This window comes from Ruegeria sp. O4 (assembly GCF_056535125.1).
In genome coordinates this window covers 41,016-53,745 of record NZ_JBQERO010000018.1, presented here as the reverse complement: position 1 = coordinate 53,745, position 12,730 = coordinate 41,016, and the positions used below count along the sequence as shown (strand labels likewise).

The following is a 12,730-nucleotide window of genomic DNA, read 5'->3' as shown; positions in this document are numbered from 1 at the left end:
CTGTTCGCTGCAGATTGGTGTAGCGATTGGGGCCGACACGTCCAGCCTGTTTGCGGCAATTATGAAAGTTGTTCCACCGCCCAGCGCGCTGCGTCTGCCACGGTTTCATCCGGGTCATCTGTCAAACTCTGGGCCGCAGCCCTCAGTTTCGACTGCCCCGAGTTTCCAATGGCATAAAGCACGTTGCGCACAAACCGGTCGCGCCCAATCCGTTTGATGGGTGAGCCAGAGAACTTCGCTCGGAACGAGGTATCATCAAGTGCCACCAGCTCTTCCAACGCAGGCGCTGCCAGATCTTCACGCGCGGCATAGCGTATGTCACTTGCGGCAACCGCAAACTTGTTCCACGGGCAAGCTGCCAGGCAATCATCACAGCCGTAGATTCGATTGCCCAGCTTTCCGCGAAGTTCAGGCTCTACAGGGCCTTTATGTTCGATGGTCAGATAGGAGATGCACCGCCGTGCATCCAATTGATACGGGCCTGGAAAGGCGTCCGTGGGGCAGCTGTCCAAACAGGCCCGACAAGACCCGCAGCGATCAATCTCAGCAGAATCTGCGGGTATATCCAAAGTTGAAAAAACAGACCCTATAAAGGCCCAATTACCCCATTCCCGACTGACAAGATTCGTGTGTTTCCCCTGCCAGCCCAACCCGGCAGCCTGCCCCAAGGCTTTCTCTGGCACGGGTGCAGTGTCAACAAACACCTTAACCTCGCCGCCCGCCTCGGCAATCAGCCACCGCGCCAGGCGCTTCAGTCGCTTTTTGACCAGATCATGATAGTCTTTGTTCTGCGCATAGACAGAAATCGCCCCGTGGACGCGTTGCTTCAAGACGTCTGTAGGATCATGTTCCGGCGTGTAACTCTCGGCCAGCATGATCACTGATCGCGCCTCGGGCCAAAGGGCCGCAGGATCACCGCGCCAATGCGTCCGCTCGGCCATCCATCCCATCTGCCCATGATACCCTGCGTCCAGGAACGCTGCCAAACGCTCGGGAACTTTTGGAACATCCCAGGGGCGGCAGACACGGCACGCAACAAACCCCTCTTCAAGGGCCTGCTGTACCAGCTTTTCCTTCAAATCTGATCCGCTCTTCATCTGGCCAAAAATATCCTCGGGGGGAATCGCGCAGATGCGCGATGGGGGGGCAGACAGCCCCCCTGGCACACCCTATCAGAAATCCAGATCCGCGTAATGGGGCGGCGGCCGGAAACCCGGCACCTGATCCGCCAGAATAGAGCGAAAAGCAGGGCGCGATTTGATTTTTGCATACCAGTCCTTGACCACCTGACTGCGGTTCCAATCCACATCCGAGATATAGTCCAGCGACGACAGGTGCGCCGCTGCCGCGAAATCAGCCAGTGTCATCTGATCACCGGCCAACCACCGGCGGTGATCCAACAGCCATGCCATATAATCCAGATGGTACTTGATCGCTTTAGCACCCTGTTTGACGTTCTTGCTGTCAGGATAGCCCTGACCCGTCACTTTTTTGTTCACCCGTTCGTACAGCAGCTTCGACGTCACCTCATGATGGAATTTGTCGTCAAACCAACCGACAAGGCGCCGTACTTCGTATCGGGCTTCGGGGCTTTTTGGCATTAATGATGGTTCGGGGCGGGTTTCCTCAATATATTCGCAGATCGCCGCGCTTTCCGACATCATTTGTCCGTCCAGACGCAATACTGGTACTTTACCCGCAGGGTTTCGGCGCAAAAAGTCGGGATCCTGCTCCCAGTATCGCTCTTCGACAAGCTCAACCTCGATCTTCTTTTCCGCCAAAGACAGCCGAACCTTGCGGCAATACGGAGAGAGGGGAACATGAAACAAACGCGCCATGGGCTTCCAATCGAACCAGTGAGTACCCGACAGATTTAGCCTTGGCAGGCGACGGGTTTCAATCCTCGAAACAATCTGCGCGACCATCTGCGCGGATGGTGGCCGCCCCATCCAGAATAGATGCCGCCCGTCTGCGCGTACGCGCCGTCGGATCTGTGACTGACCTGTTGCGCGGTGACGGCAGAATGGCGGCAATCCGCGCTGCCTGAACTGGGGTCAGTTTCGATGCGCTGGTGTTGAAATACTGTTGCGCGGCAGCCTCGACCCCAAAAACGCCATTCCCGGTTTCGGCAACGTTCAGATAGACCTCAAGGATGCGCCGCTTGCTCCAGAAAATCTCGACCACAGGTGTGATCGAAGTTTCCAACGCCTTGCGTATCCAACTGCGCCCCTGCCAAAGGAATACGTTCTTTACCACTTGCTGTGTAATGGTCGAGGCGCCGCGATTTCCGCCATCCTCAAGCGCATCTCGAATGGCCTCTACATCAAATCCCCAATGCAGGCAGAAATTCGCATCCTCTGCTGCCACAACCGATCGCGCCATGATCGGAGCCATGTCCTCGATCGGCACCCATTCGCGCTCAACCTTTCCCAATCGGCGCCATTCTGACCAGATCGTATGGGTTACAGGTGGGTTCACAACCGAATACAACAGGATTATCGCAAGCAAAGCTCCGGCAATTGCCGCAACCGCACGAGTCAGCCAACGGCGAATCTGACGCACCGTAGGTGTTTTTCTGCTGGATGCCTTGTTTTTCTTACCGCTTGATTTGCGGGCTGCTTTCTTCGCCATGCCTCAGCTATACGACGCGCGGTCCGGGTTTGAAACGGCCTAAATCGCGAAAGCGCGCGCTTCGCGCGGGTGAACAACCGGTCGTGCGGTTTCTACCGACATCGGATCATGACCTGCCAGTTCGGGGAACAAGTGCAGGACCTCGCTCTGCGTTTCGCGGTCCGAGGCCGACAACGCGTGCCCCGGATAATAGCTTTCGCTTTTGGCGCCATTGGCGATGACGATCTCGTGCTGCTTGAACAAAAGGTGGAAATACTCCACCTTGCCGCCTTCCACCCGGGTCACCGTTTTTCCATTGACCAGAGCATGTGCCGGAATCAGCGCTTCAGCGTGCCCAGACAAGTACGAGGCCCGCCAGTCTTCAACCAGCATCCGATGCTGAGGCGAAACAAGCAGCGGACGATCCAGGTCGAACACTCCGGCCTCAAACCGGATCGGGGCCAGCTTTCCTTCGGCCGCCACCACTGTACGCCCAACCCAGATCAAAGGCTGGGGGCCATGATCCACGGTCGTGACCAGATCGCCGACTTCAAGATCTTCAACCGCACGTTCGCCTTCCGGGGTCGCTATCATGGTGCCCGGCGTGAAACAGGGCGGACCCAGATTGCCGACATTCAGCGGCCCCTGTGTGTTGACGAAGGTGGCTGAAACAAATGTTCCCGGCTGCAGGACCTGGCCGTCTGTCGGTGTGAAAACCCGAGATCCGTCAGCCAGATAAAACGTGGTGCCGGTATAGGTTACGTTCCCGACGCCCGCCACGTTGATGGTAACAGTGTCCCCTGGCCAGGAATTCGTGACGTCCTGACCGTTGACGGTGTCGCCGCTCGGTGCATCGATTTCGTTGTCATCGTCTGCATCGATCAAAGTGAAGCTGCTAACAGTGACTGCCGTTCCCGCAGGTGGCGGGTTTGCTGGATCGAAAGTATAAAACTGATCCTGATACGGTGTTGGCATCCGGTTGCCCCTGTTTGCTTATCATCTGGCGCCTAGATCGGCCCATGATTGTCGCCTGAGTGTGAAGAAAGATTGGCGATTTTCGGATAAACGGGCAAGACCTGCACTGAAACGTCGTTAACATACGAACCCCGCGTGGTGCAAATGACACGCGGGGCTTTTAGAGACAATAGGTTTCGGCTTATTCCGCCGGAACTGCTTTGGCTTCAACACTCAGCGGGTGGCTGAGCTTGTTCAGCATCTCCTTCGGGCAAACCTGCAGGAAGTTGCCTTTTTCCACTTCCCAGTGCTGAAGAATGTCAGTGGCCTTGCGGCTTTGCGATTCAGCAGCATGGCGCATGATGAGCGATTTCAACTGCTCTTCCCAGTGATCCACAGTGACCAGGCAAGTGACCAGCGTTTCCCTATTCATCAGCGCCTCAGCCTTGCCTTCGGGATCATACAGATAGGCCATGCCGCCTGTCATGCCCGCGCCAAAGTTGGCTCCGATCGTTCCAAGGATAACGGCGACACCGCCGGTCATGTATTCACACCCGTTGGAACCGCACCCCTCGACAACAACCTTGGCACCAGAGTTCCGGACCGCGAACCGTTCACCGGCGCGACCGGCCGCGAACAGATACCCGTCGGTGGCGCCATAGAGCACCGTATTGCCAATGATCGTGTTGTCATCTGCTTTCAGCGGGCTGACCTGCGGTGGACGCACGACGATCATACCGCCGGACAGGCCCTTACCGACATAGTCATTGGCATCGCCCGACACTTCCAGCTTCAGACCGGGGGCCGCAAAAGCTCCCAGCGATTGCCCGGCCGAGCCTTGCAGTTTCACATGCAGATGGTCGTCCTGAAAGGTGTTTCGCATCCCGAAATTCTGCACAATATGGCTGGACACTCGGGTTCCAACTGTCCGGTGTGTGTTCTGCACTGCATACGACAGCTGCATCTTCTCACCATCCTTCAGGAACCGGGCCGCATCACGAACGATTTCGGCGTCCAGCGTATCTGGCACCGCGTTGCGCTCTTTGTCGCGGTTGTAGACGATGTTATGTGCCCCATCGACAGTGATCAGCAGCGGGTTGAGGTCCAGATCATCCAGATGAGCCGATCCCCGGCTGACCTGAGCCAACAGGTCGGCTCGGCCGATGATCTCATCGATTGAACGCGCGCCGAGGCTGGCCAGCAGCTCGCGCACTTCCTGCGCATAAAAGGTGATCAGGTTTACCACCTTGTCCGCATTACCGGTGAACTTGGCGCGCAGGGATTCATCCTGCGTACACACGCCCACCGGACAGGTGTTCGACTGACACTGACGCACCATGATACAGCCCATGGCGATCAGCGCAGCGGTACCGATGCCGAATTCCTCGGCCCCCATCATCGCGGCCATGACAATGTCGCGCCCCGTGCGCAGGCCACCGTCGGTCCGCAGGGTGACGCGGTCGCGCAGGTTGTTCATCGCCAGAACCTGATGCGCCTCGGTCAGGCCCATCTCCCACGGCAGACCAGCGTATTTGATCGAGGTCGCAGGCGACGCGCCTGTACCGCCATTGTGACCCGAAATAAGGATAATATCCGCTTTCGCTTTGGCTACACCGGCAGCAATCGTGCCAACGCCCGAGGACGCTACCAGCTTGACCGTCACCTTGCAGCGCGGGTTGATCTGCTTCAGATCGTAGATCAGCTGCGCCAGATCCTCGATCGAATAGATATCGTGGTGCGGCGGCGGCGAGATCAGCGTCACGCCCTTGGTCGAATGGCGCAGGCGCGCGATCAGGTCGGTGACCTTCATACCTGGCAACTGACCACCTTCGCCGGGTTTTGCACCCTGAGCGACCTTGATCTCAAGCTCCTCACACTGGTTGAGGTATTCCGCAGTCACACCAAACCGACCTGAAGCCACCTGTTTGATCTTGGCCGAAGGGTTGTCGCCATTGGGTTCAGGCACGAAATGTGCCGGATCTTCGCCACCTTCGCCACTGTCGGATTTCGCACCGATCCGGTTCATCGCCACGTTCAGTGTTTTATGCGCTTCTGGCGACAATGCACCCAGCGACATACCTGGCGTGACAAAGCGTTTGCGGATCGAGGTGATCGATTCCACCTCTTCGATCGGCACCGGCTTGCCCAGCGGTTTGAAATCCATCAGATCGCGCAGATGAATTGGCGGGTTCGACTGCATCTTGGCTGAATACTGTTTCCACAGCTCATACGAAGCCTTGTTGCAGGCCATCTGCATCATGTGCATCGAGGTCGCTTCCCACGCGTGGGTCTCACCTGACTTACGCGCCTTGTAGAAACCACCGATGGGCAGCACATCCAGACCGCTGTTCCAACCCTTGGCATGGATTTCTTCGGCCTTGGCCTGAATACCTTTGATACCTATGCCCGAGATACGGCTGGTCATTCCAGGGAAATACTCGGCCACCATGGCACGGCTGAGGCCAACGGCCTCAAAGTTCAGACCACCGCGATAAGACGAAATGACCGAGATGCCCATCTTGGCCATGATCTTCAGCAAGCCCTGATCGATCGCCTCGCGATAGCGCGCGACGTTTTCGGTCAGGCTTCCGTCCAGCAAACCGCGATCGATACGGTCAGCCAAAGAATCCTCGGCCAGATAGGCGTTCACCACAGTCGCGCCACAGCCGATCAGAACGGCAAAGTAATGCGGGTCTACACATTCAGCCGAACGGACGTTCAACGAACAGAAGGTCCGCAAACCCTGACGCGTCAAATGGGAATGCACAGCGCTGGTCGCGAGGATCATTGGCATCGCAATCCGATCCTCGCCCGACCGCATATCAGACAAGACGATATGCCCGGCACCAGATCGCACAGCTTCTTCGGATTCGGCTCTGATACGGGCCAAAGCCGCGCTCAATGCGCCTTGACCAGCCTCGAAGCTACAGTCGATTTCCGCCAGCGGCGCATCAAAGTTCTCAACCAGCTTGTCCCATTGCGCGTTGCCGACAAAGGGGCTTTCCAGAACCACGATCTCGGTCTGGCTGCTGTCTTCGTCCAGCACGTTCTTGAGGTTGGCAAACCGGGTTTTCAGCGACATCACGCGGTATTCACGCAGGCTGTCGATCGGCGGGTTGGTCACCTGGCTGAAGTTCTGACGGAAAAAATGGCTGAGTGGGCGGTATTGCTTTGACAGAACAGCCGAGGGCGTATCATCCCCCATGGATGCCAGGGCTTCCTTGCCGTCTTCCGCCATCGGAGCAAGGATTTGTTCCAGCTCTTCCACCGAGTATCCCGCAGCAATCTGGCGCTTGCGCAACTCGCCACCCGCAAAGATCGGAACTTCGCTCACACCCGCAAGCGTTTCGTCCAGATCGTTTATCTTGCCAACCCATTCGCCAAATGGCAGCGCGCGGGCCAGCTTGTTCTTGATCTGGGTATCGCGGTACAGCTTGCCCTTTTTCATGTCGACCGCCAGCATCTGACCCGGCCCCAACGCGCCTTTTTCGGTCACGGTAGCTTCGTTGATCGGCACCATTCCGGCCTCGGATCCTGCGATGACAAGGCCATCGCCAGTCACAACGTACCGCATGGGGCGCAACCCGTTCCGGTCCAGACCGGCGCAGACCCAGCGTCCATCGGTCATCGCCAGCGCGGCCGGGCCATCCCATGGCTCCATCACCGAGTTGCAGTAGGAATACATGTCGCGCCACGCTTGCGGCAGCTCGACCGCCTGCTTGGACCAGCTTTCCGGAACCAGCATGGTTTTTGCCATCGGGGCCGACCGCCCCGCGCGCACCAGAACCTCGAAAACCGAGTCTAATGCGGCAGAATCTGATGAACCACCTGCGATGATTGGCTTGATATCTTCAGCATAGTCACCAAAGGTTCCGCTGGCCATCCGGATCTCATGGCTTTTCATCCAGTTGACGTTGCCCTTGAGGGTGTTGATCTCGCCGTTGTGGGCCAGCATGCGGAATGGCTGCGCCAGCCACCATTGCGGAAACGTGTTGGTCGAATAACGCTGGTGGTAAATCGCGAATGCCGATTCAAAGCGTTCGTCCATGAGATCGGGATAGAATACAGCGACCTGTTCGGCCAGCATCATACCCTTGTAGATGATCGACCGGCAGGACAGCGACGCAAGATAAAGACCAGAGATACCCGACACCAAAGCCGCTTTTTCGATGCGGCGACGGATGACATAGAGCTCGCGCTCGAAAGTTTCTTCGTCCACACCCTTGGAGTTCGAGATCAGGATCTGCTCAATCTCGGGGCGGGTTGCGTTGGCCTTTTCCCCAAGGCAAGTCACATCGACCGGCACGTGTCGCCAGCCATAGATGTAGTAACCCATACGCAGAACTTCGCTTTCGACGATGGTCCGGCACCGCTCCTGCGCGCCGAAATCGGTGCGGGGCAGGAAAACCTGACCAACAGCAATCAGCTCATTCAGCTTGGGTTCGTGACCCGTGCGGCGGACCTGATCATAGAAGAAGGGAACCGGAATCTGCACATGGATGCCCGCGCCATCGCCGGTCTTGCCATCCGCGTCAACGGCCCCGCGATGCCAGATCGCTTTCAGGGCATCGATCCCGGCATCCACCACCTTGCGCGACCGTTTGCCATCCACGGACACAACAAGGCCCACACCGCACGAAGAATGCTCTTCTGCCTCGGAATAGAGACCATTTTCGGCCATCCACTTGCGTTTTGCTTCTTCTGCCCGCACCCAATCGGCATCATATTTGGTCATTGGCTGTCTCCTTCGTCAGAGGGGGAATACATGGCTTCGACCTCGGCTTTGGTCATTTGCCGACGTTCACCTGCGAACGCGTATCCCTCGGGCTTTTTGTCGATATAAAGTTCAAGTTTCAGCGGGTTACCTGTTGCATTTTCAAACAGGCCAGCCGCCATTTGTGTCTGTCCGTGCATCTCACCCGGCAGCGTGATCCGATACCAGAGCGAGGATCCGCATTCGCCGCAAAAAGCACGTTCTGCCCAGTCGGACGAGGTAAATGTCTTGACCGGGCCCAGCGCTGCATAGCCTTCTTTCGCCTGAAAGGTCACCAGCATCGAACTGGTCCACCGACGGCATTGATCACAGTGACACGCCCCCAGAGCATCCCGCACAGGGGTGGCGGTGACTGTGACCGCGCCACACATGCATTGGCCTTGAAGTTCCGACATTTCGAACCCTCCTGAAAACTGGGGTTATTCCGCCGCCACGGCAGTTTTGGCGTTGAACCGGTCGATGATCGCGTCAGCGCAGTCGCGCCCGTCGCGGATCGCCCATACGACCAGTGAGGCACCGCGCACGATGTCCCCGATCGCGTACACACCATCCATTTCGGTTTCCCCGGTCTGGAATGCTGCCCTGACCGTTCCCCATCGGGTGACAGGCAAGTCGGGCTGCCCGAACAAGGTGGGCAGGTCTTCAGGCTCAAAACCCAATGCCTTGATCACCAGATCGGCGCCCTCAACATAATCCGCGCCTTCGATCACTTCGGGGGCCTGGCGACCAGATGCATCGGGTTGCCCCAGACGCATCTTCTGCACCATCACGCCAGAAACCTTGTCGTCGCCCGTGAACCCCTTGGGTGCACTGAGCCATTCGAATACCACGCCTTCTTCCTCGGCGTTCTGTGTCTCGCGCTGCGAACCCGGCATGTTTGCCCGGTCACGACGGTACAGGCATTTGACCGATGTCGCGCCCTGACGGATCGACGTACGCACACAATCCATCGCGGTGTCACCACCACCGATCACGACAACCTTCTTGCCCTCGGCATTCAGCCGTCCGTTGTCGAAATCCTCAACAGTGTCACCAAAGCTTTTACGGTTTGATGCAGTCAGGAAATCGATTGCCTTCTCGATCCCGGCAAGACCACTGCCCGGCATGGACAGATCCCTCGACTTGTAAACGCCCGTTGCGATGATGATCGCGTCATGCTTAGCGTGAAGTTCAGCGAATTTTGCGGCGTCCACGTCGCAGTTCAATACGAACTCGACACCGCCGTCCGCCAACAGGTCGTTACGCCGCTGGACGATTTCTTTTTCCAGCTTGAAGCCCGGAATGCCATACATCAGCAGACCACCCGCACGGTCGTAGCGGTCATAGACCGTGACCTGAACACCGGCCCGACGCAGCATGTCCGCCGCGGCAAGACCACCCGGCCCGCCACCGATAATGCCGACGCTTTCACGGCGCTCTGTCGCAGGGACCACTGGTTTGACCCAGCCTTTGTCCCACGCCGTGTCGGTAATGTACTTTTCGATCGTGCCGATGGTGACCGTTCCGTGGCCGGATTGTTCGATCACGCAATTTCCTTCGCACAAACGGTCTTGCGGGCAGATGCGGCCGCAAATCTCGGGGAAGGTGTTTGTCGCCTGGCTGGTTTCGTAAGCCTCTTCCAGCCGTCCGGTTGCAGTCAGCCGCAACCAGTCGGGAATGTTGTTATGCAGCGGGCAGTGCGATTGACAGTAGGGCACACCGCATTGACTGCAACGGCTGGCCTGTTCTGCTGCTTTCTCGGCGGCGAACTCGGCATAAATTTCGTTAAAGTCTTCTCTGCGGTCATTGGCGGCACGCTTTTCCGGCATGACGCGGTCGATCTGCACAAATTTCAGCATCGGTTGCTTGGCCACGGGTCAGACTCCATGAATTGGCTTGGTTGGATTTCTTTATGCGATGCGCAAACGGATGAAAAGTCATATATGCTGACCTATTGTGAGAATTTTCCGCCCACCCGCTCGAAATCTGTGAATTCTTAAAGGAATTTTAGGTACGATTCGGACCTATATGAAGACTTTCCTTTTCCCCACCACCCTTATAGCCATACACCACATAAAAAACGTGGCGGCAGCACGGCAGGGCAGATGAGTCTTTTCCACCTGATTCTCGTGGCAATCATTCAGGGAATAACTGAGTTTTTGCCCATTTCGTCTTCGGGTCACCTGATCCTGCTGCCGAACTTGTCGGGCCTTCAGGATCAGGGTCAGGCCATAGACATCGCGGTGCACGTGGGAACTCTTGGTGCGGTCGTTCTGTATTTCTGGGCGGATGTGAAGCAGGCTCTTGCCGGGGTGCCGCGCGCCCTGACCGGCCGGACAGATACACCGCAGGCCCGTTTGGCTCTGGGCCTCATCATTGCGACACTTCCAACCGTGATTGCAGGTCTAATTTTGCATCTGACCGGGTTAAGCGAGGCCATGCGTTCGATCGCTGTAATCGGGTGGACGATGCTGGGCTTTGGCCTGCTGCTCTATTGGATTGACCAGAAAGGCCCCCAAAAGAAAGAGGCGTCTGATTGGGATATTCGCGATGCTTTCGTCATGGGGCTGTGGCAGGTTCTTGCGCTGATCCCCGGAACATCGCGGTCCGGGATCACCATTACAGGGGCACGTCAACTGGGCTATACCAGAGAAGACGGCGCGCGGATTGCCATGCTGATGTCAATCCCAACCATTCTGGCCTCTGGCACACTGCTTGCACTGGATGTGATACGCGACGCTGATGCGCAACTGGCCCGGGATGGGGCCATTGCCGCGGCATTTGCTTTTGTCTCGGCACTATTGGCGCTTAGCCTTATGATGCGATTGCTGCGCAGTGTCAGCTTTACGCCCTATGTGATCTACCGCGTCATTCTGGGCGCGGCATTGTTGTTCATGGCCTACAGCTGATCAGATACGCAGGTTTTTCGCCGAGTTCTGAATGTCGTCATACTGCCCCGATGGGCGGAATTTCCAAAGATATTCCGGCAGCACCGATTCCAGAGTGGTCGGCGCAATGCCTAGGTCCGCAAAGGACTTGGCCCCGTCAGATACCACGTTGTCATGACGCAGATTCCTGACTTGATCGCGGGTCAAAATGTTGTTCGGGAACAGCTGAAAGCTGACGAATTTCGCAATATCCAGCACGCCCGCCATAATCCGGGCAGCAAAAAACGGCAGACCGACAATGATGCGCCGCCGGTGGATCACTTCAAGCATCTGCTGCATCAGGGCGCGGAAGGTTTTCACCTCCGGCCCGCCAAGCTCGTACACGCCCGGCTCAGCCTGCCCCAGAATGCCTTTGACCGCTGCCTGGGCCACGTCATCCACGTAAACGGGCTGGAATTTGGTCTCGGCACCAACCACCGGCAGAAACGGACCCATGCGGGTCATCCCGGCGAAACGGTTGAAGAACTGATCCTCGGTTCCGAAGATAACCGAGGGGCGCAGGATCATGGCATTGGGCATATGCTTCAAAACACCTGCTTCGCCTTGCGCTTTGCTTTGAGAGTACTCGCTGGCTGAACCTGCATCTGCACCAATCGCCGAGATGTGAACCATCCGTTCGATACCCTGCTCGGCTGCAAGCCGCGCGATACGTTCGGCTCCTTCGGCCTGAACTGCATCAAACGCGTTCTTGCCCAGTTCGTTCAGCACGCCCACACAGTTCACCACGACATCGGCGCTCTGCATCGCCAGCGCGACCGAGGCGTCATCGCGGATATTGCACAGCACAGGCTCAACCTGTCCGACGGCGCCGTAGGGTTTCACGAACATGGCTTCGTTCGGGCGTCGTACAGCCACCCGCACACGCCACCCCTCACTCGCCATGCGCCGCGCGATGTAGCGGCCGACAAATCCCGATCCGCCATAAATCGTCACCAGTTTCGACATGAGAGGGCTCCTGCTGAGAAATTGCGCCCTAGAACTAACGCCCGCAGGCCAGCCAAACAAGGCACTAATTCGCCGCGCCGGTCATGAAATATTCAGGCCAAAATCTCAGTTCGAAAACCGAATTCAAAAAACTTTCAAAATTCATTCAGAATCCGGTTGACGCCCCCCGCCAGTCAGCTTAAACGCCGCTCCACGACACCTGCCCAGGTGGCGGAATTGGTAGACGCGCTAGCTTCAGGTGCTAGTGTCCGTATGGACGTGGAGGTTCGAGTCCTCTCCTGGGCACCAAATCCCATCTCAATATGCTGTATAACAGGCTGTTTTCGAAGGAAAACTGCACTGTCCATCGATTTCCGCAATGAATTCCTGTATCACATTTTGTATCACATTCTCGCGCTGATCAGTGTTGTGTTAATTCAACACGCAAGTTTTTCGGAGACCGCAAAGAACTCGTAGAATCGTGTGGTTCTGTTCGAAAGACTCGATCAAAAACAAACGAAAACCGCCGGCATATCTACCG

General features: G+C 57.1%; 9 protein-coding genes and 1 tRNA gene. 2 read left to right on the top strand and 8 right to left on the bottom strand.

The window, feature by feature from the left end; genetic code table 11:
- Positions 1–59: 59 nt before the first annotated feature.
- From queG to ACR0J7_RS16740, 7 genes are all read right to left on the bottom strand, one after another.
- Positions 60–1,097 (bottom strand): tRNA epoxyqueuosine(34) reductase QueG, encoded by a 1,038-nt coding sequence (gene queG / locus ACR0J7_RS16770; RefSeq protein WP_480915019.1) that lies wholly within the window; start codon positions 1,095–1,097, stop codon positions 60–62.
- A gap of 75 nt (positions 1,098–1,172) precedes the next feature.
- Positions 1,173–1,838: an FtsZ-binding protein FzlA gene (gene fzlA, locus ACR0J7_RS16765; RefSeq protein WP_480474603.1), complete on the bottom strand. Its 666-nt coding sequence runs from the start codon at positions 1,836–1,838 to the stop codon at positions 1,173–1,175.
- Between the two features lie 58 nt (positions 1,839–1,896).
- Complete coding sequence (mtgA, locus tag ACR0J7_RS16760; protein WP_480915017.1) at positions 1,897–2,631, bottom strand: monofunctional biosynthetic peptidoglycan transglycosylase; 735 nt, start codon at positions 2,629–2,631, stop codon at positions 1,897–1,899.
- Between the two features lie 39 nt (positions 2,632–2,670).
- Complete coding sequence (locus ACR0J7_RS16755; protein WP_480915015.1) at positions 2,671–3,585, bottom strand: Hint domain-containing protein; 915 nt, start codon at positions 3,583–3,585, stop codon at positions 2,671–2,673.
- 181 nt (positions 3,586–3,766) lie between these two features.
- Entirely contained in the window at positions 3,767–8,299 is a 4,533-nt protein-coding gene (gltB, locus tag ACR0J7_RS16750; protein WP_480915014.1) for a glutamate synthase large subunit, read from the bottom strand.
- Entirely contained in the window at positions 8,296–8,733 is a 438-nt protein-coding gene (locus tag ACR0J7_RS16745) for a GFA family protein (RefSeq protein ID WP_480487077.1), read from the bottom strand. Before ACR0J7_RS16745 ends, gltB begins: the two co-directional genes overlap by 4 nt.
- Before the next feature lie 24 nt (positions 8,734–8,757).
- Entirely contained in the window at positions 8,758–10,191 is a 1,434-nt protein-coding gene (locus tag ACR0J7_RS16740; RefSeq protein WP_480487075.1) for an NAD(P)-dependent oxidoreductase, read from the bottom strand.
- A 231-nt stretch (positions 10,192–10,422) separates the two neighbouring features.
- Between ACR0J7_RS16740 and ACR0J7_RS16735 the strand changes: the two genes are divergently transcribed.
- Positions 10,423–11,226, top strand: coding sequence for an undecaprenyl-diphosphate phosphatase (locus tag ACR0J7_RS16735; RefSeq protein ID WP_480487073.1), 804 nt, complete (start codon positions 10,423–10,425; stop codon positions 11,224–11,226).
- Here the strand turns inward: ACR0J7_RS16735 and ACR0J7_RS16730 are convergent, their stop codons facing one another.
- Complete coding sequence (locus ACR0J7_RS16730; RefSeq protein ID WP_480915012.1) at positions 11,227–12,210, bottom strand: complex I NDUFA9 subunit family protein; 984 nt, start codon at positions 12,208–12,210, stop codon at positions 11,227–11,229.
- Positions 12,211–12,411: 201 nt separating this feature from the next.
- Between ACR0J7_RS16730 and ACR0J7_RS16725 the strand changes: the two genes are divergently transcribed.
- A tRNA-Leu gene (locus ACR0J7_RS16725) sits at positions 12,412–12,498 on the top strand.
- Positions 12,499–12,730: the final 232 nt, after the last annotated feature.